This window comes from Flavobacterium sp. GNP002, assembly GCF_054343795.1.
This window is the reverse complement of record NZ_JBTGUW010000001.1, coordinates 1,893,059-1,914,271: the sequence shown is the minus strand read 5'-3', so window position 1 is coordinate 1,914,271 and position 21,213 is coordinate 1,893,059. Positions and strand designations below refer to the sequence as shown.

Here is a 21,213-nt window from a genome sequence, read left to right as displayed (position 1 = left end):
TTTCTATTTAATGCAACAATTATAATATTACAACTTCCATATTTTTTTATGCCAAGGCTCTTTTTCTACCTTTACTCCATAACCATAACCATAACCATAACCTTTTGTTGAATCTGTATCATTCAAAAGCATACACATGTTTGGTAATTTTTGTTCTTTAAATAATGTATTTGGAATAGTAAGCATACGTTTTTCTAAAAAATTAGCACGAGCAACATAAATAAAACAATCAGCATTATTAGCTATCAACAAAGTATCAGCAACTAAACTCACTGGAGCAGTATCAACAATGATATAATCATATTGCGCCTTAATATTTTTAAAAAGAACATCAACTCTTTTATTCATCAATAGCTCAGCTGGATTAGGAGGAATAACACCCGCAGGTAAAACATGAAAATCTTCATAACCGTCATATTTAACGATTAAATCTTCCAAAACTAAATCTTTAGAAGACAAAAAATTAGTAACCCCACGATCTGGCAAAGTCAAGTATTCATCCAACCTTGGATTCCTGATATCCATTCCTATCAATAATACTTTTTTACCGGACAATGCAAAAGTAGCAGCTAAATTTGCTGAAACAAAGGTCTTCCCTTCCTTAGGAAAAGTGGAAGTCAAAAATATGGTTTTAGCAACACCATCTGGCACTTTACTTAACATAAATTCCAGGTTTGTTCTTATAATTCGTAAAGCCTCAGCTGAGCTGTTTCTGCTCTCTGATTTGATAATTTCTGATGGGGTTTCAGAAGTAGGTACATCCCCAATAAAAGGAATATTTGTTTTTTCATCTAAATCCAATCTACTTTTAATTTTTGTATCTAATAAATCATTTGTGTATATAACTACAAAAGGAAGTAATAGACCCATCAATAATGAAACTAAATAAGTAGTGTTTTTTTTGGGGAAAATAGGACTTTTGTTAGTTTTTGCTGGATCAACAACTCTGGCATTGGGCTCTGTAGCCGACAAAGAAATAGCTGTTTCCTCTCTTTTTTGTAACAAGTACAAATACAACTCCTCTTTTACTTTCTGCTGTCTGGCAATTACTCTAAACTGTCGTTCCTGTACTGGAATTTTACCAATTTTAGTGTTTAAGATCCCTTCATTTCTATTAAAATCCCTTTTTTGAATAGTCAAACTGGATTGCATTCGTTTAAGACTGGAAACTACAGTATTTTTTAAGGATAGAATTTGCTGATCCATTTTAACTACAGAAGGGTTAGACACTGTAGCTGATTTCAAAATTCGGTTACGATCTAAGACCAATTGATTATACGAATTAATTAATCCAGAAGCATCTCCTTCACCCGAAATAATATTTGTTGGCAATAAATCAGAATTAGTACTTTTCTTGATAAAATCCAACATCGAAGAAACAACATTCAATTGAATTTCAGCTTCCACACTTTGTTTATCATACTCATTAGAACCCTCTATGTAAATCTTAGCTTCTGATTCAATATCAGTTACCTTATTAGACTTTTTAAAACTCTCTACGTCTTGTTCTACTCCATCCAGTTCTTGCGTAATTAGTTTTAATCTGTTGGCTATAAATACAGAAGTATTTTCTGATATAAAGTTTTTATCGGTTGCTGCGTTCTGATTATAAATCTGAACCAAATTATCTAAGAAAATTTCAGATTTATTCGTTAAAGGATCTGTAATAGAAATCCCAACTACACTGCTTGATTTATTAACTGGCTCCACCTTTAAACGAGCTCTAAAACTAGAAACAACATTATCAAGAGGACGCACTAATATAGTAAGCATCTTCTGTGAACCGTTCTGAAATTGATTCTCTTTTAATTTTGCTTTATTAATAATCAAATCACCATATTTAGTTGGTATTTGCTCTCCATACCTAAACTCATTTTTAGTACTTAAAATTACAGATGAAGAATCGGGGCTTGATATGTCTTCTAACCTAAAAGAATTTTCGCTTAATACAGTAAAGTTTAAAGCAATAGAACTTTCGTAAAAGCGATTTGTTTTTTCAGTAAAAAACACTTCAATTGGAGTATTCTGATAAATTTCCCTGTCAACTATTTTTCCTTTAACGATTAAGCTCGTGTTTAGATCTAACTTTTTCACAGTATTCTCAACTAAAGATCTAGATTTTAGTATTTCAATTTCATTATCTAAATTACTCTTCATACCCGTTCCCAGGCCCATATCCTCAAAAACAGATAACTCAGAAAGCATCCCTCCCTTGCTTTCATCTTTCACTAGAATTGTGGTGGTAGCCTGATATTGAGGCAAAGTGTATTTTAAATATAGATAAGCACCAAATAAACAAGTACAAGTTACTAATACGAACCATTTCCAATGGAATAAGTATTTATCAAGAAAGGCTTTTAATTCAAAATCTTTCTGCAAACCGTCGTCAAATCTATTATTTTTCATTCGAAATTTATTTTGTAGTCGTAATTATTAATGTAATCAAAGTAATCAAAATAGAAGTAGCAGACAAAATTAACCCTGTACTTGCTCCTACAGCCGCTGAGCTGATTCTACTTTTGTTTGGTTCAACATAAATCACATCATTTTGTGCCAAGTAATAGAAAGAGGAATGAATGAAATCAGCTTTAGTAATATCTACTCGGTTATAGGATTTCACACCGTCAATTTCTCGTATTATTAAAATATTATTCCTTTTACCATAAATAGTTAAATCCTTTGCCATCGTTATGGCCTCAATCAACGTGATTCTATCTGATGGTACATTATAAGTACCCGGAGAATTAACCTCACCTTGTACAGAAACTTTAAAATTCATGATGCGAAGATTAATAATTGGTTTTTTAACATAAACAGAAATTTTATCTTGTAACATTTTCAGAACCTCAGAGCGGGTTAAACCACTTACTTTTAATTGCCCTAAAATTGGAAAATCAATAGCACCATTAGAATCTACCAAATAAGACTGTACTGATTGCTGCCCCGAAGATACATTAGAACCGGAAGTTGAACCCAAATTAAAAGGTATAGCTACTTCTGGATCTTCTGCAGAAACTGTAATACTTAATAAATCATCGGGTTGAATTTTAATTTCATAGGAACTGGATTTTTCTTGCGAATTAATAGTGTCAATGTTTTGATAATAAACCACATCCGTTCTTGAAGCACAAGAAAATAGCATGATTGCTATAAATAAAGGCACTATTTTTTTTAGTAAAGAAAAACATTTCATAAGAATTAAATTTTAAAAGTTGCAAATATAGAGATTAAAAGTCTCATTAAGGTTTAAAAACTAGAAGCACTGATAAACTTAATCCAATATTTATCAGCATTAACAAATAACGGAATTGAAAGAAGCGTTTATAATATTCTATATTTAATCAGCAGTACTGAGATTTCGATTGAAAATGATTTAAAGATTAATATGCATTTTTTTCTCCCTTGAATACATTAAGAATCGTTTTATAAATAATTTTCAAATCCAGTAACAAACTCCAATTTTCAATATACCAAATATCATAATCCACACGGTCTTTCATGTGGATCAATTCTTTGGTTTCACCTCGAAAACCATTCACTTGTGCCCAGCCTGTAATTCCTGGTTTGGCATAATGACGCACAAGATAATTATTAATCAATTCCGAGTATTGTTCTGTATGCATCAACATATGTGGACGTGGTCCCACTACTGACATATTACCCCAAAAGACATTTAAAAACTGTGGCAATTCGTCCATATTGGTTCGGCGCATAAACGCTCCAATTTTAGTAACCCGTTTATCGCCTAGTGTAGCCTGTAATTTATCGGCTGAGGCATTTACTCGCATTGTTCTAAATTTCAAACAGCCAAATGCACGATTGTCTCTACCGGAACGCTCTTGCATAAAAAAAACTGGCCCAGGGGAGTCAAACTTAATTAAAATCATCAAGATTGGAAAAAGCCATGGAAAAATTAGTACAATCACGAGGATAGAAAAACCTAAATCAAACACTTTTTTCATCAAAAGATTGAAGGTGACCTCTAAAGGTTCCTTCCTAAGCATTAAGATGGGAGTATTTTCGTAGAAACTAATCTCAACCTTACGCGACTTCGTGTACAACTGAAAATCAGGAATAAATTTAATACGCACCATATAGCGCTCACAGAGCTCGGTCAGTTGATTGATTATTTTTATATTATCAATATGCAAAGCAATATACATTTCGTCAACATTTTCATTGATGATATAATCGGGAATAGCATCAAACCCGCCTAATAGAGGAGACGATATAAAGGCAAAAGGATCCACCTTATCATCAAAAAATCCCAACACTCTGTAGCCATAGGTAAGATCTTTCGACAAAATCTTGCGCATATGTTCCCCCGTATCGTTCGCTCCTACAATAATTACATTCTTAAAATTGTATCCTTGAAACCGAATGTACTTTAAGACTTTCATGAAAAGCACACGTGAAACAAAAAGAAATACAAAAAATAGTAAATAAAAATACAACAGGCGTAAACGGGAAATTTCAGAATATTTTAAAAGAACTATAAACCCAACAATTAGAGCAACATGGATCAGTATCATCCGAATGGTTCGCATCAGTATAGTTTCAATGCGTTCAATTCTTATAATCCTGTAGGAATCCTTATAAAGTAACAATATAATCCAAAAAAGATTGGACAATAATGAAATAGTACGTACTTCTTGCAAGTCCAATCGATTCAAACTATCATAACGACATAAAAAGGAAAAAATAATAGCTGCATTCAATAAAACGATGTCCCACATAAGAAAACAAAGTTTAAAATAACGCGAAAATCGGTAAGCGGCAAGTTCTTTTAAAAGTGACATATAAAAAATAACATATTTGTTTTATTTTTAGAGTTTAATTGAAATTAGGTAAAATAAGAGAATGTTTATATTTACTAATAATAATAGGTACTAGACTGTTCAGTGGCTTTTATTATTTATTTATATATTGAGCTATTGCTTGTATTTTTTTAAGGAAAACAGTTCGTATTCCCGAAAGATGATGATATCTATAAATTCGATAATCCTCATACAATACTTCGAAAGCCCTTTTATAACTGGTGCTTAATCCTCCCATTCTCATTTTTACAATATACGCATTGAGGTAAGTCATCTTTATTTTATGTTTATATAAATAGCGGAGTAGAAACTCGGTATCTGATGCTATCTTGAATGATAAATCATAATAGCCTAATTTATCCATTACTGATTTCTTTATATAAACAGTTGGATGCAATGGCAACCATCCTGATTTTAATTTTTCGAAATCATACGCCCCTCCTATTCGATTTCTAACAACTTTTTCTTTTTCATCATTACTGATATACACCCCATTACCATAGACAGCATCCGTATTTGGAGTCTTTGTAAAAGCGTCAACAATTTTTGAGACTGTAGTGGTATCATAAAACTCGTCATCAGAATGCATCAAACCTACTATATGTCCAGTAGCTAATTTCAATCCTTTATTAAGAGCATCATACATGCCACTGTCTGGTTCAGAAATATAATTCACAATTTTTCCTGAATAGGTTTCAATAATATCCTTGGTCCCATCGTTAGAATTTCCATCAATTACAATATATTCTATATTGGGATAGTCCTGATTCAAAACACTTTCTATTGCTTTTGCAATAGTGGCTTTGCGATTGTAACAAATAGTAATAATAGAAACAAGCATGTATTGACGAAATTTAAAAAATATGAAAAGTAAAAATTTAAAAAAATTGGTTATCTATTTTAATCTTTTAATAAATCATCAAAATAACTAATCGTTGTAAGTAACCCTTCTCTTAATTGCACCTTTGGTTCCCAACCCTGCAATTTTTCTTTAGCCAGAGAAATATCGGGCTGACGTTGTTTAGGATCATCTTGCGGCAAAGGAAGATGAATAATTTTAGAATTGGAACCTGTTAATTCAATAACGGCCTGCGCTAATTCGAGCATCGTGAACTCATTAGGGTTCCCAATGTTTACCGGCCCCAAAAAAGAGCGATCGCTATTCATCATGCGGATCATCCCTTCAACCAAATCATCTACGTATTGAAAAGAACGCGTTTGCAATCCATCGCCGAAAATAGTAATATTCTCCCCTTTTAAAGCTTGCACGATAAAATTAGAAACCACTCTTCCATCAGCAGGATTCATATTAGGTCCATACGTATTAAAAATTCTAATAATTTTAATGGCTACATTATTTTGGTTATAATAGTCCATAAATAAAGTTTCCGCACAACGCTTTCCTTCATCATAACAGGAACGTATCCCTATAGGATTCACATGCCCCCAATAACTTTCAGGCTGTGGATGTACCTGTGGATCCCCATAGACTTCACTGGTACTGGCCTGAAGAATTTTAGCATTAACTCTTTTGGCTAAACCCAATGTATTAATGGCTCCCATTACAGAGGTCTTAATTGTCTTTATGGGGTTGTATTGATAGTGAACCGGGGAAGCGGGACAGGCTAAATTATAAATTTCATCTACTTCAGCATAATAGGGCTCAGTGATGTCGTGCCTTACCATCTCAAAGTGCGGGTTGTCCAACAATTGGATAATATTGTTTTTATTTCCTGTAAAATAATTATCGAGACAAATGACCTCGTTACCTTCGTTTAATAATCTTTTAGATAAATGAGACCCCACAAAACCGGCACCACCTGTAATTAGAATTTTTTTCATTATGCCTATTTTATAATTTATTATAGCACTTAAAAATTGGATTTTTAAGTAGCGATGAAATCAAGAATTTAATTTATTATTTCCTTTCATTAAGCATAAGCTCTTTTATTTTACAAGTAACCTGCGTAAAGTAAGAGGCTTTCAAGATAGAAAAAGCCAATCCTCTGGAACCATCACGAAAACCACCCAATAGTATATAATTACCTAAGAAATAAACTGGCCCCATAAAAGAACTTCGTATTAATTTATATTTAACTTTTTGTTTCCAAGTCCACATTTTTTTTACCTCAGGATTCGTGCTTGTTTTTACAAACCGTTCTGCTTCCCAGCTGGAGTATTCATTATGTTTAGTTACATAATGAGAAATACCTCTAAAATCAAGGTGATCGATTTCACTTTTGACAACCCCCATTTTACCTTCAAGAATAGGGTGCTCATGAATTTCCATATCGAGTTTACTCCAATTGTTTTCTTCAATCCTTTCGTATTCCCCCGCACCTACTTTAAATAAAGCTAGTTTACGTAAAGGATAACCGCCCTTTAATTCTTTACCGAGAAAATAGCGGGTATAACTCAACCAAAATCCTACTAAACTTTCATCCTCAATTTTATTTCTTACTTCGTTTTTAAATGGCTCACTTAAATATTCATCAGCATCCAAAAAAAGAATCCATTTTGTTTTTGGGGTATGATTTTGTAAATACCAGTTTCTTTTTTTAGGAAATTGTCCATTCCATTTAAAATCCAATACCTCAATATTATTGTTTCTAGCAATTTCTATAGAACCATCCGTACTGCCGGAATCAAGGATAATGATCTTTTCTGCAAAGTCAGTTCCAATGGCATCAATACAACCTTGCAAAAGCGTAGCTTCATTTTTAATTGGGATAGCGATGGTGATATTAAGGGGTAATTTCATTATTATAATTTTTAACTATTCTTTACTTAGAAGTAAAATTTATTAGTTTATTTTTCTTTTTTTTAAGAATTTTGCGGGATTACCTCCAACAATGGTCCAATCGTCAACATCTTTAAAGACTGCTGCCCTAGCACCAACCACAGCACCTTCCCCAATAATGACATTAGTCATAATAAAGGCTTCTGCTGCAATCCAAGCAAAATCTTTTATTACTATTTCTCCTGCAATAAAAGGAATATTTATAGAACCAGTCTCATGCGTGGCACTACACAAATAGGTTCTTTGGGATACTGTCACCTTATTTCCAATACTTGTTTTTCCAAAATGCAACTTTACTTCCGGTCCTAAGGTCGAATGCCTTCCCATCGTTAAATTTCTTGGAGATGGAATATAAGCTGAAGCATAAATAGTACAATTGTCTTTTAGCTCAGCACCAAAACATTTTAATAAAAAAATGCGCCAACTATTAAAAAAAGGCAAAGAGAAAGGTTTAAAAAAAAACAAGGAAATGATCCTCCAACTCAGACGATACAATTTATCTGATTTAGGGATAGTATCTATGTATTTGGGAATATCGGTTTGCATTACAAGTTTTTTAAAGTATCTATGAATACATGTGCCCGCAATTCAACATCAAATTTATTTTCATAAGTAGTAAAAGCATGTTTTCCTTTAATTTTAAGCGCGTTATCCGTTAAACCAACCATACTTAAAAGTTCTTTTTTAATGTAGCGCTCACTAACCTCATCGAGTATCCATCCCCCATTTCCGTCTTCAATTTCCCTCCAGATATTAATGTTTTTGGTGATAAGAACTGGTTTTTCACAGGCCATAGCCTCCACAATGGCGATCCCGAAATTTTCCTGATGACTGGGTAACAAATAGGCTTCAGACCCATAAAAAGCGCCCCATTTACTGTCTCCCGTCAGCATTCCCGTAAAATGAATATGGCTGTTCGTACTCGCTTTTTGTATCATTTTTTTCGCATACCCACTGTCAGTAGGACCGGCAACAACAAGTTCCGGTAACAAATGGTTCTCAGCAATCAATTGATTATACGCATCAATCAATACATCGATTCCTTTTTTAGAATCAATTCTGCTGAGAAAGAGCCAATATTTTTTAGCTTTTATTGGTGGACATAGTTTTTCAAAAGCGGTTTTCATGTCAGTACAATAAACGGGTGGTCTCTGAATACCATACCCTACATTGATATCTTTTTTGGGCTGGTATCCCTTAAAGGTAGTTCTGGCCAGCAACAATTCCTCCTCACAGGTAAAAAAAACGGCATCAGCAGCATTAATCGCTCTTTTTTCAGTCAGGCGCCAAACAACTTCATTACGCAGCGCTTTCATTTTCCGGTCAGTCGCTTTCTGAAAATAAGGATCCAGCATTCCGTGCGGCATTATGACCACTTTGGGAACTTTTTTATGGTTCTTTTTAAGAATTTTAACCGCTCGATATACAGCATAATTATGATACTGCCATATCCCATGAACACTCACAAAATCAAATCTTTCTAAATGTAAGAGTAGCCATCTTAAAAGAACAGAGCTGTATTGAAAAGAAGTCTTCCCATTCCCTAATTTATTAATAAAAACTTTTTCATCTATGCCATAATCCTGGTTAACATCATCCAGACAAACAACCTCAACGTCTAGCCCTAATTTAAGATTAAAGGAACTTAAATTACGTAAGCCTTGTGATGGTCCTCCTGTTTTAGGATCCATGGAGGTGATGACGTGTAATATTTTCATATAAAGTAAAGGGGTGAAATTTTTATTTTTTTATTTAATAGGTAAAATTGATTGGTACACTTTTTCTATATTATCCAATGAAAGATTAGCATCAAATCGTTTTATATTTTCAAATCCAGCTTCTAAACAAACTTTTTTTTGTTCATCCGATAGTTGGACAATTTTTGAAATTTTTTGGGACGCATCCACAGCCCATTCCTGCACCAACAAATCGTCAAATGGTCTTCTCGGTATCAAAAAAAAGTCAGCATCGCCTACAACTTCTGTCATTGGAGCTGCATCAGTTGTAATTACTGGACAGCCACATGCCATCGCTTCGGCAATGGGCCAGCCAAAACCCTCATCCAAGGAAGGAAACAATAAACAACTGGCACCTGAGTAGGCTTCATTGATAAAAGCATCAGGCAGACCTGTAATAAAATGAATGTCTTTTTTGAAGGCAGAATTTTGATATGTCGCCTCCAATTCTTCGGAAGGAACAGAACCAATGAGTAACAGCGGTAAATTGACTGTCGTATTAGATCGCCAGGCTGTGTAAATTTCAATCACACCCTTCCGGTTTTTATAAAATTGATTGCCACCAACATGCAGCAAATAGCCATTTACAAGGTTAAGATTTATTTCGCTCCCAAAAACAGTACGAGCTAAATCGCTATCGAGTACTTTAAACGGTCGGTTCAGTCCGTTATAACAAACTACTGAAGTTTCAATATTTCTTTGATGAAGCAAATCCAAATCATGCTTTGTCTTTTGCGATATCGAGATAAAATTCTTTCCTTTCGAAAAACCCTTTCTGATGAAATTCTGGTACATTTTACCGGTAAAACTTGTGGGATTTTCTGGTATTTTTCCTATAGCCGAATTTAAAGCGAGAAAATCATGACAATGTACCACATGAGGCTTATTACGAACTAAAGGTACCCAAGGCCCCAAGGCTTGATCGGCAAATACAAAAAGCGTATCGGTTCCACAATGTTTTAACTTAAATTTTACTTCCAATGGAAACACGATATATTGATCTACATACCCTAACCATTTTTTAAAAGCTCCTTTTAGCGGTAGGTTATAAAAACGGGATTTAGGCGTCCATAGTTGAACATGATGCCCTCTTTGTTTCATACCCTCTGCCAGCATAGTAGCATAGCGAGGCATACTTTGTGAACCTAAAAAAGAGGGATGAAGAAATAGTATAATTTCCATTTATATTTAATCTATGATTTCTTCGGGTTCGTTTAAGGAAGCCAAAATTAATCCGCCTATTAATACATAAAATCCTAAAAGAGTAGGTTGCGACCAACCACCTTGTAACAATATTAAAAAACCAAAACTCAATAACATCCACGGTAAAGCATCGCCAAGTTTGAAACGGTTATAACACAAAGCAGTGATCTTGAAGGTCATACCGATTCGAATTAAAATAATAAACAACCCAAATAGAATGCCACTCTCTCCAATTACTCTTCCCCATTCTTCTTCTGCAATTAAAAAAATAACTTTCCCTGAAAGCAACTGTGATCCCACATTGGTACCCATTCCTATGCCTTGTCCAAAAACTGCGTGAGAATCATCAATATTTTCGAATGCACCTACCATTCCTCCTAAAAAACGATCTATTAAAACACCATTCAAGCCTCCTTCTGATTCATTTGCATTGGTAAATCGATCCGTAAATGTCTCAATTTGGGTATTTAATGAATCTACATTTGAAAGTACTATAAACAGTGCTACAAATCCAGCCAATAATTGGGTCATTCGTTTTATAAAACCGGGCTGACTTGATTTTGCCCACAAAAAAAAGAACAATGAAATAGCCACTTCAAAAAATAAGGTACGGCTAATGGAAGTGGGAATAGCCACAATCAAGGCAAAAGTGGCTGCTATTAATATCGTTTTATTTATATAGTGCGGTTTCAGCCAAAAATAAAAAACGAAACAAGCAACCAAACCAAAAAAAGAAGTCACACCACTAATAAAAGAAAAAGTACCTGGTGGTCTAAAATAACCATTTATTCCACCGAATCCAGCTCCCTCAATACTGTCTCCAACACCTTTGTTGACCCAGGCAGTTTGCGGGCTATAAAACTGCATCGTAATTAAGATGGCCATTGGAATAGAAATCCACAAGATCACTTTACCCATTTGTAGTACATCGGAACGGTCGAGAATATGACCTATTAAAAAAAGCATCGGGAATTGAATCAACAGAATTCGTGCACCAAAAAAAGCAACTGCTAAATCACCATGACCAAAAAAAAGTGCCGTAAAAATGCTGATTATACCTATAAAAAACATAATCGAAATCAATTTATCTTTAGGAAAAACATTAAACCGTATAGCATTAAACAATAGGTAAAGCGATAAGGGGTCTCTTATGATAAGCAACGGTGTGGCAAGACCGGGTAAAAACCATCTTCTCAATCCACCTTCAATAATTAAAAGGATGAAATACATCCAAATTCCTTTTCTAAGATTCTCCATTAAAATGTGCATTTTGCTGAATAAACAAACTTAATTCTTTTGAATAAATATCCCAAGGTCTTTGCTTCGCTGTTTCCATAGCGGCTTGGCCAACATGCTCAACCAAGTGCGGATTATTCAAAAGGTTTTGAATAGATTCTTTTAATGATTGCGTAGATCCTGCCTCAACCAGCCAACCATTTTCAGCATGAGTAATTAAATCCGCACCAGCTGTTCGATTGGTTGTAATTACTGGAGTACCCTGACTCATGGCCTCGGTAATTACTAGTCCAAAACCTTCAAATAGCGAAGGAAAAACAAATACATCATGTTCTCGCATTAATTCTAATATGGCACAATGAGGCAAGCTAGGAATATAGTGATGGCGTTTAAGCCCCTCGTTTAAAAGGTGACAATCTTCCACTGGTTTATGCCCGACGATGGTTAATTTTACGGCATCTCCTAAAAGACCCACCGCCTCCAATAAATTAGCAATTCCTTTTCGCTGTGATAAGCCCCCAACAAATAATAACTTTAGAGGTCTATCTTCCAAATTTGAATAGATACGACCCGGTACAACAGGCGGAAAGCCATACGGTATTACGGTGACTGGTGCTAATATTCCCGGATACTCGTTTAATGTTTGCTTGGTAAAACTACTTGCTACAATAATTTGATTTGCCAAGGCCAACTCCGCATCTTTCCTTTCTAATTTTTTTTTAGAATCTTTAAAGCCGGTTATTGTATTTGCCCAACCGGGTTTATGAATACGTTCCTCTTCTAGCAGCCTTCTGGCAGAACGCCAATAGCCAATAGGTAAGTCATAGTAACAACAAATTCCAAATTCTTTAGCCACTTTAAAACTTTCCAATGCTCCGTCTTCATAAGCATACACAACGTCAATAGCATTCGACCCCCTAATTGACTGTGCTACTTTATTATCAATATGATGATATACTGCATCTATACAAAAATAACCTTTTTCATGCTTTGCAAATTGGAACAATCCCATTTTAGCGGTAATAAGTCTGCCTAGCTCTCTAAATGGATGCGATATAGTAAAGGATTGCAAGTCTAATTCAAATTGTCTTCGTTGCAATTCTTTCAGCAATTTCAGACTGCTTAATTTGTATAAAATACTGCCGTAAAAAATGGCGAGTGAAGTGTGAAAAGTAGTTAACAAACCCGCTTCTTGGATTCCTTTCAATGCAGCTCTGACATTGGCATTACCGGTAGGATGAGAAAAAAGTACTTTCATTATTTTAAATTTTATTATCCGACAAGCCATGCTCTGTTGGCTGCTAAAAATTCGCATGGATTATAATTATATTCTTCACAACGGGTCTTCGATAATGGTTTCGCCGGATTACCTGCTACGATGCATCCTGGCGCAACATCTTTACTTACCACGGCTCCTGCACCTACTACAGCACCTTTCCCTATATGTACACCTGGTAAAATAATGGCATTAATAGCGATCCACGCATAATCATCGATACTGATCTTTGCCTTTATATGATTCCATTGCGGATCTGACACATCATGTGAAGCCGTTAACAGCTGAACTCCATCATTGATGCATACATTTGTACCGATGCTGACCTCTTCATGAAGTGCGATACTTACAGCTCCCAAAAAAGAGTGAGCTCCAATGGTAAGATTCGATTTGTGGCCTTCCGCTTTAACAGTACCTATTTCGGCTGTAGGATGAATACGTGCCCCTTTTCTAATTAAAAAAGAACGTCTCCTGTTTCTTTTTATCATTTCTGTTATACAAAGCAAACGTTTCGCCCAACAGCGGTAAAATGACAGCGAACTTATTGGAAACTTCGCTCGATGTGACCATAAATAACTAAAACTTGCCATTTTATTTAAACTTTAATAATGAATCTAGAAATTGATTTGAAATTTTTGCAATACTATTATCAGTAATTTTAACATTGTTTACCAGTAAATAATGTGTTAAATTACCTCCTTTAAACAATTGAATATCTGAACGAGTAAAGTCGTCAGGATAACCTTTAACTTCCCAAGACCTGCTAACACATAATACAGGCAGTCCATGCTCCTGCATCGCAGCTACTGTACCGCTCTTTTCAGCTAAAAGTATTGGTGTAGTGGTAACACCCAAATCTGCCATACCGAGTACTTTTGATATCTTTGTAGCTGGTTGTTCTCCCAATATTTTTATAGATAAGTTGTTTAATTCACAGACATCAATCCACCGTTGTAGTGCTTTACCGCAACGACCTAAAAAAATAATTTCAACATTTAAATTATTACTGAAAGCATATTTACTAACACTCGTAGCAAACGCTTCAATTGGCGATCCATAGTGAATAGAACCAAAAAGGACTATTGTAAATAACTTTTGTCTTTGTACTGAACCAATACTTTTTTTTGTCAAGTCGTTCATTACTGGTATATTCCCAAACAAATGCAATAGACTTACTGAAATCCCCAATTTTAATAACTGTTGTTGATAAAGGGTCGTATGAGTATGAATAACATTTGGCTGAAGTTTCTTTACCAAATTTTCAATCAATCTTCGTTGCAGAAACCCCCATAATCTATGCTTATTTGAGGCTTCTGTATTCATTCCCACCCACAATTCATGAAACATGATATGTAATTTTCTTCCTTCAGTAAGCTGTTTTACTCCAGTACTAAATCTATAAGGCAGTCCATTAGGATGAAAGGAAAAAGGCACGTACTGCAAACTAATCCAATCTGGGTCAAAGGTATCTATCCAACTTTTAGCTTCACGGCAGTTGACAGTATATCCTTTACTAAACGGAAATCGCAGTACCGAAATATTGGTATATTCACTATCTTGTTGTTCCGCTACTGTTTGTTCAATAGCTTTATCCATTATGGCAACAATAGCACAGGAATGGCCTTGTCGAATTAATTCTCCAGCAAGTCGCCTGGTATAGTCGCCTACGCCATCTTGACCTCGTTGTAGCGAACCACAAAGGAAGATTATTTTCATTTTGATTTTTATAATACTTAATTAAGCAAATTTTAAAATTTAAATCCTAAATGCAAATATTTAATTTAAAACCTATTTTAAATTTTACTTAAGCTATTTTTAAGAATAATTAATTATTGAAATAAACGTTGGTAGTCAATTTTATATTCCAAATTTTCATTTCGATTTTTAATAAATTTAGCAGGTACACCAGCAACAACTTGAAAAGCATTTACATTTTTTGTTACTACAGATCCAGCCGCTACTACTGCACCTTTTCCAGTATTGATACCTGGCAAAATCATAGCTCGTGTACCAATCCAAGCATAATCCTCTATGATAACATTTTTGTTTCGTCCAGCAAAATCGGGTGCATCCATATCATGATCAGCTGTAAGTATAATTACATCTTCTGAAATAGAAACATTGTCTCCTATTAAAAGGCCTCCACGGCTATCCAGCCTGCATCGTGCATTGATCACAGAATTAAAGCCAATAGTGAGCCCTCTTGCACAATCAAATTTGCAACCCATAAATATAGAGCTTCCTTTACCAATATTAAAACCCATAAATTCTCTATAGAACAACAAACGAATAGTATGACTTGGAATATTAGAAATAAAATGATTGCAAAAGTACAATCTAACTTCTGATAAAAAGGAACTCAATTTTTTGATATAATTATTCATACTTCCAAAATGATTGTTGTATGCCAGTCAGTTCAAAGTTAGATTTTGCCAACTCTTTAGCGTTATATCCTAGTTTTAGGTCACTGTCAATTATTTCTTTAAGCTTAATCACCATTTCTGATTCATCTAGAGACTCACATGAAATTGCGGCATTATTTTTTTGTAACAACCTACAAGCTGCACTATCAGATGGTCCATGATATAATATTTTTCCCGAGCCACCTAAATAACCAATCATTTTAGTGGATAAACTGTATAAGTAAAAATCCGGTAGCGAAAACTTAATAGGCAAGTACAGAATGTCAGCCATGTCAAGTTCCTTTTTGATTTCTTCATCTGAAATAAAGTCAGATCTATAATCTATTACAAATTTTCGACCTTTCAAAAAATTTATTTCTTGTGTACCTCTTAAAATAAGCTTAAATGAATAACCCTCATTTACTAATATATCTAAAGCATCTGACAAAACCTTAAAGAGCGGATAATAATCTATATGTAATAATCCAGCAAAATATATACTGATTTGATTTTGGTTTATTACTTTAGGGCTGGAAATTTCTTCATAAGACACCCCGTCTGTAATAAGTTCAAAATTTTTATTGCCAAAAAGTCTTTGATATTCTTCTCCCAATTCTACCGAAATCATCAATCTTCTATCAGAGCGATTCCATAATTGTTGTGTATCTTTATAAGAACTACATAATGAATAATGATCATGAAATGAAGTCCATAATTGTTTTTTAATTAAAAATTTTTCATCGCATAAAATAGCCGAAAAAACGCCATGATTGATGACGTGTATAACATCAAATGATATTTTTGCTACCGCACTCTCTACTTTATATTTCGTGAGATAATAAAATACAGATTCTCGCACCCATGTGAAAAATGTTCTTAATTTCCATCGCATCCATGACCTCTGTTTTGGAAAACTAGATATCACAATTTCTTTAATAAGTCCTTCCTTTACTGGAGCATTCCCATTATTTATGTATAGCCCAATTATATCCGATTCATGTCCTTGATATAAGCGGCGTAACAATCGTCCCATCCCCCCATTTTGATAGAGAGAAACAGGTTGCAAAGAGAGTATTTTCATGAAAAATTTATTTTTCTTATTTTAATTAAAGTATAGAATAGATATATAGCAGTCTGGATTGAGTTAACAAAAATATTAAATAACAATACCCCATTTAATGTTGACACATTAAAAACCATAATACCTATAATAATTGAAATAATACTTAAAGTAATATATAAATATGGATTTAAAATCCAACCCCTACTTGAGCTTAGAGAAAAAATAAAACCAGTAATCAATCCAACACAACTACCTATTACATAAAGTACTAGTTCATTTTTCAATGTCGAATAATTATGTCCTAAAACCCAGAGAGCTTGAGTTGAGAAAGCCATAAACAATCCAATAACACTAACACATACTAATACAAGAAATCCGAGAGTAGCTAAAAAACGGTTCATCAATAATACTGAATCATTTTTTAATCTGGCAAATCTGGGTATTATTAATGTTGAAAAAACAACACTAAATAAAGATAGTAACATTGCCAACCGGCCTATTGCACCCAATTGCGCGACAGAGGTTGAATTACCTATCATTGAAATTAACCAAATAGTTATTTGACCAGATATGGAATAATATATAGCTCCAGGCAGCACTCGTTTTACTACTTTTAAAATTTCTTTTCTAATCACAGCATCAGGCTTCTGAGTTTCATCAATAAAATTATTTGCTATCTTCTTCAGTTTGATGTTACCATATAAGCGAGGGAAACCACTTGCCAATATTGCTATAAAAGTAAAGGGAAAAACAAATAATGTTAGAGCATTAAGTACCAGTCGACCCACACCTACTGTTATCATATTTTTTTGGAGTGGCAGTATAGATTGATGCAGTTTGGGTACAATCTCAAGTAAAGAGTCAGAAAGGGCAGCAAAAAAAGCAGGAATTAGTGACAATATGATCATTGTGGTTGTCAACCAACTCGCATCATTGTGCAAAAGTAAATACATCAATATTGGTGTAGATACAATCAAACTACCTATAGCAAACTTTCGTCTCAAGTCGAGTCCTGTAGCCAATACAGCTCCTAGTTTTTTGCGATCCTGCCACACTTTGCCTCCTTGCGCCATTACACCTGTTGAGATACCACCATCAGAAAGGACTGTCATAGTACCCAGCATCGTATTGGCAAGCGTATATAGCGCATATTCATGGGGCGGTAAAAGTCGTATAATTAAAACACCCGATAAAAAACCTAATAACTGTACAATGACCTGTGCCCCTCCTGTAATAGAGATTAATTTACCCCATTGTATCGCCTTTTCATAACTGGGATGCTCTCTCAATTGAGAAAATTTATGCTGCATAGTTATTTAAAATTCTTTATATTCATTGTTTATCGAACTAGCTAATCGATGAAGTGTTTAAGATATTAAACTTTTCCCTATTCGAAATATTTTATCGTATTGTATCAACCCGTCTTTGAAATATGGTTTTTAAACTAATACAACTTCAAATCACTCGCCACCATCTCTTTAACTAATGCAGCTAAATCATATTGTGGTTTCCAACCTAATTGTGTTTTAGATTTAGTAGGATCTCCAATTAATAAATCTACTTCTGTTGGGCGGTAATACTCAGGATCTACACGCACAACAACGGTTCCTATTTCCAACTGATATAAAGGATTGTTGCAAGCAGCTACTGTAGCAATTTCACTTTCTTGCTCCCCTTCAAAGGTCAATTCTATTCCAACCTCAGCAAAAGCCATGATCACGAAATCTCTGATATAAGTGGTAACACCTGTTGCAATTACATAATCTTCAGGGATATCTTGTTGTAAAATTCTCCACATGGCCTCTACATAATCCTTAGCATGTCCCCAGTCTCTTTGAGAATTCAAGTTACCTAAGTATAAACAATCTTGCTTTCCTTTAGCAATAGCAGCTACTGCCATCGTAATTTTACGGGTGACAAAAGTTTCACCTCGTCGAGGAGATTCATGATTAAAAAGGATTCCGTTACAAGCAAACATGTCATAAGCCTCACGGTAGTTTTTAGTAATCCAAAAGCCATAAATCTTAGCCGCTCCATAAGGTGAACGCGGGTAAAACGGCGAGTTTTCGTCATAAAATCCTGCTGCATTTTTATTCTCTGCTAATCCTCCATACAATTCAGAAGTAGAAGCCTGATACACTCTGGTTTTTTTACATAAACCTAAAATTCTAACAGCCTCAAGAATCCTCAAAGTTCCTAATCCATCTACATTGGCAACATATTCAGGCGAATCAAAAGAAACTTTTACATGTGACATCGCTCCTAAATTATAGATTTCATCTGGCTGTACTTCCTGAATGATTCGTATGATATTAGTGGAGTCAGTCAAATCTCCATAATGCAATTTAAAATTAACATGTGCTTCATGCTGGTCTTGATAGATATGGTCGATACGTTGCGTATTAAAAGAAGAAGCGCGGCGTTTAACACCATGAACCATGTATCCTTTTTCTAATAATAATTCTGCCAGGTAAGAGCCGTCTTGACCTGTAATTCCTGTTACTAACGCTGTTTTTTGTGTAGTGCTCATATTTTTTTAGCTTAAACGGTTAATCGATTATTTGCTTAACTGTTTTGCCTCTCGATTAACTAATTATAATATTTTTTTAAGAGAAATTTATTTGAAAGGTTTAATTAGTGAACTGGTTAATTGTTTAGTTGTTTATATGCTTAAACAATTAAACTTTTCCTAACCAATAACCTTTTCTACATCTTCACTTCCTTAAACTTATCAATATTCTCCAAGAACCAATCATAGGTTTTTTGGATTCCTTCTTCAAGATTAATTTGATGCTTCCATCCTAGATTATGCATTTTGGTAATATCCATTAATTTTCTTGGCGTACCATCTGGTTTTGTGGCATCCCAAATAATTTTGCCTTGATGCCCCGTAATTTTTTGAATCGTTTCTGCCAATTGTTTTATAGTCAAATCTTCTCCTGTACCCACATTGTATAAATAGTCTGGCAATCTATTTTCTAAAGCAAAAACAACGGCTTGAGCCATATCGTCTACAAATAGAAATTCTCTCATAGGAGTTCCACTTCCCCATAAAGTAACAGGTGCATGATTGTTTTCCTTAGCTTCATGAAATTTTCGCATCATGGCCGGTAAAACATGTGATGTATTTAAATCGAAATTATCATGCGTACCATATAGATTAGTGGGCATAAGACTTACATAATCCTTTCCAAATTGTTTTCTAATGGCTTCACAGGCTTTTACCCCGGTAATTTTTGCAATAGCATACCATTCGTTAGTAGGTTCTAAAGTATCCGTTAGCAGGTATTCCTCTTTTAAAGGTTGAGGCGCTAGCTTAGGATAAATGCAAGAACTGCCGAGAAATATAAACTTCTCCACACCGGATTGCTGTGCAGAATCGATTAGGTTATTCTGGATTTGCATGTTCTCCATAATAAATTGATACGGATAATTATTGTTTGCCAATATTCCACCAACTTTTGCAGCAGCATCAATAATAACTTCCGGATTTTCAGTTGCTATGAAATTGGTAACAGCTTGTTGATTTCTCAAATCCAATTCGCGACTGGAAACTCCCAATAAATTAGTGTACCCATTTGCAGACAATGTTCGCCAAATAGCACTGCCTACCATACCATTATGTCCCGCAATATAAATTTTAGTATCTTTCTTCATATTATTTTAATTCAACAAGTCTGGATTTTCTCTTTCCAACTGATTGTAAATATTCTTAACATCTTGTGAACTGTCTTTATGCAAAATTAAATTAGCTGTTTCCGTATAAACAAAAATGGTGTTTTTTAAACCAACAAAAGCAGTATAATTGTTCGTACCAATCACCATATTTCCATTTTTATCAACAGAATGACCCGTCGAAACCAGATAGTCGTAAACCGATTCAAAAGAACCCAAATCAGACCAAGTAAAGGAGGAAGACACTACTTTTATTTTTTTACTTCTTTCCATAACCGCATAATCAATACTGATGGAAGGAATTTCGAGAGACAATTGTAAATCTAATGTACCTTTACTATTGTTATCCCAAGCAATTTTAGATTTCTCGTATACATCTGGTTGAAAGGATTGTAGTTCTTCCAGAAACACACCAGCTTTAAAACAAAACATACCACTGTTCCATAGAAAATTTCCTTTGGCTATGAAATCCTTTGCAGTTACTTGGTTTGGTTTTTCTCGAAAAGAAATCACGTCATCTCCTTTTCGTTCAATATAACCATATCCTATTTCCGGCTTAGTGGGTACAATTCCAAAAGTTACAATATAGCCTTTGGAAGCTTTTTCCACTGCTTCATTAATTGCTGCTTCATAATTTTCCATTTCATCAATAATATGATCGGAAGGAGTAACTATTAATATATCCTCCGGTTGCGATGCAAAAGCAGCAAAAGCTATTGCAGCAGCCGTATTTCTAGGAGTGGATTCAACAATGTCTAAATAAGGAGTATTTGATTTCTCCATCACTTTCCTGCTCAGGTGGCAATTATCAATGTTGCCCACAACCATAATTTTATTCGCAACATTACGATTACGCTCCACAGTCATTTCAAATAATGACTTACCATCAAACAAATCTAAATATTGTTTAGGTTGACTTTTACGGGATAAAGGCCATAATCTGCTACCTACTCCGCCAGTAAGAATGACATGTGTAATTGAAGGCTTATTTTCCATGTTGAACGT

At 34.5% G+C, this 21,213-nt stretch carries 19 protein-coding genes; all 19 read right to left on the bottom strand.

The window, feature by feature from the left end:
- Positions 1-27: 27 nt before the first annotated feature.
- Positions 28-2,406 carry a GumC family protein gene (locus tag ACXX80_RS08410; RefSeq protein WP_458552791.1) on the bottom strand — a complete coding sequence of 793 codons (2,379 nt, stop codon included), beginning with the start codon at positions 2,404-2,406 and terminating at the stop codon, positions 28-30.
- Between the two features lie 7 nt (positions 2,407-2,413).
- Positions 2,414-3,193, bottom strand: coding sequence for a polysaccharide biosynthesis/export family protein (locus ACXX80_RS08405; RefSeq protein WP_458552790.1), 780 nt, complete (start codon positions 3,191-3,193; stop codon positions 2,414-2,416).
- 187 nt (positions 3,194-3,380) lie between these two features.
- Positions 3,381-4,736 (bottom strand): undecaprenyl-phosphate glucose phosphotransferase, encoded by a 1,356-nt coding sequence (locus ACXX80_RS08400; protein ID WP_458552789.1) that lies wholly within the window; start codon positions 4,734-4,736, stop codon positions 3,381-3,383.
- 175 nt (positions 4,737-4,911) lie between these two features.
- The gene (locus ACXX80_RS08395) at positions 4,912-5,658 is read right to left on the bottom strand and encodes a glycosyltransferase family 2 protein (protein WP_458552788.1); all 747 of its coding nucleotides are present in this window, start codon (positions 5,656-5,658) and stop codon (positions 4,912-4,914) included.
- A 59-nt stretch (positions 5,659-5,717) separates the two neighbouring features.
- Entirely contained in the window at positions 5,718-6,659 is a 942-nt protein-coding gene (locus ACXX80_RS08390) for a UDP-glucuronic acid decarboxylase family protein (protein ID WP_458552787.1), read from the bottom strand.
- A 76-nt stretch (positions 6,660-6,735) separates the two neighbouring features.
- Positions 6,736-7,578: a glycosyltransferase family 2 protein gene (locus ACXX80_RS08385; protein WP_458552786.1), complete on the bottom strand. Its 843-nt coding sequence runs from the start codon at positions 7,576-7,578 to the stop codon at positions 6,736-6,738.
- 42 nt (positions 7,579-7,620) lie between these two features.
- Complete coding sequence (locus ACXX80_RS08380) at positions 7,621-8,163, bottom strand: LbetaH domain-containing protein (RefSeq protein ID WP_458552785.1); 543 nt, start codon at positions 8,161-8,163, stop codon at positions 7,621-7,623.
- Positions 8,163-9,335, bottom strand: a complete 1,173-nt coding sequence (locus ACXX80_RS08375; protein WP_458552784.1) for a glycosyltransferase — start codon at positions 9,333-9,335, stop codon at positions 8,163-8,165. The genes ACXX80_RS08380 and ACXX80_RS08375 overlap by 1 nt, the downstream gene beginning before the upstream one ends.
- A gap of 30 nt (positions 9,336-9,365) precedes the next feature.
- Positions 9,366-10,535 (bottom strand): glycosyltransferase, encoded by a 1,170-nt coding sequence (locus ACXX80_RS08370; protein ID WP_458552783.1) that lies wholly within the window; start codon positions 10,533-10,535, stop codon positions 9,366-9,368.
- Between the two features lie 6 nt (positions 10,536-10,541).
- Positions 10,542-11,813, bottom strand: coding sequence for a hypothetical protein (locus tag ACXX80_RS08365; RefSeq protein ID WP_458552782.1), 1,272 nt, complete (start codon positions 11,811-11,813; stop codon positions 10,542-10,544).
- Positions 11,800-13,080, bottom strand: a complete 1,281-nt coding sequence (locus ACXX80_RS08360) for a glycosyltransferase family 4 protein (protein WP_458552781.1) — start codon at positions 13,078-13,080, stop codon at positions 11,800-11,802. The genes ACXX80_RS08365 and ACXX80_RS08360 overlap by 14 nt, the downstream gene beginning before the upstream one ends.
- Positions 13,065-13,556, bottom strand: coding sequence for an acyltransferase (locus tag ACXX80_RS08355; protein WP_458552780.1), 492 nt, complete (start codon positions 13,554-13,556; stop codon positions 13,065-13,067). The genes ACXX80_RS08360 and ACXX80_RS08355 overlap by 16 nt, the downstream gene beginning before the upstream one ends.
- A gap of 103 nt (positions 13,557-13,659) precedes the next feature.
- Entirely contained in the window at positions 13,660-14,784 is a 1,125-nt protein-coding gene (locus tag ACXX80_RS08350) for a glycosyltransferase family protein (protein ID WP_458552779.1), read from the bottom strand.
- A 113-nt stretch (positions 14,785-14,897) separates the two neighbouring features.
- Positions 14,898-15,452, bottom strand: a complete 555-nt coding sequence (locus ACXX80_RS08345) for an acyltransferase (protein ID WP_458552778.1) — start codon at positions 15,450-15,452, stop codon at positions 14,898-14,900.
- Positions 15,445-16,551, bottom strand: coding sequence for a hypothetical protein (locus ACXX80_RS08340; RefSeq protein ID WP_458552777.1), 1,107 nt, complete (start codon positions 16,549-16,551; stop codon positions 15,445-15,447). The genes ACXX80_RS08345 and ACXX80_RS08340 overlap by 8 nt, the downstream gene beginning before the upstream one ends.
- Entirely contained in the window at positions 16,548-17,843 is a 1,296-nt protein-coding gene (locus tag ACXX80_RS08335) for an MATE family efflux transporter (protein WP_458552776.1), read from the bottom strand. Before ACXX80_RS08335 ends, ACXX80_RS08340 begins: the two co-directional genes overlap by 4 nt.
- A gap of 134 nt (positions 17,844-17,977) precedes the next feature.
- Positions 17,978-19,063 carry a GDP-mannose 4,6-dehydratase gene (gene gmd, locus ACXX80_RS08330; protein ID WP_458552775.1) on the bottom strand — a complete coding sequence of 362 codons (1,086 nt, stop codon included), beginning with the start codon at positions 19,061-19,063 and terminating at the stop codon, positions 17,978-17,980.
- A gap of 176 nt (positions 19,064-19,239) precedes the next feature.
- Entirely contained in the window at positions 19,240-20,190 is a 951-nt protein-coding gene (locus ACXX80_RS08325; RefSeq protein ID WP_458552774.1) for a GDP-L-fucose synthase family protein, read from the bottom strand.
- A 6-nt stretch (positions 20,191-20,196) separates the two neighbouring features.
- Positions 20,197-21,204, bottom strand: a complete 1,008-nt coding sequence (locus tag ACXX80_RS08320; RefSeq protein WP_458552773.1) for a mannose-1-phosphate guanylyltransferase — start codon at positions 21,202-21,204, stop codon at positions 20,197-20,199.
- Between the last annotated feature and the right edge of the window lie 9 nt (positions 21,205-21,213).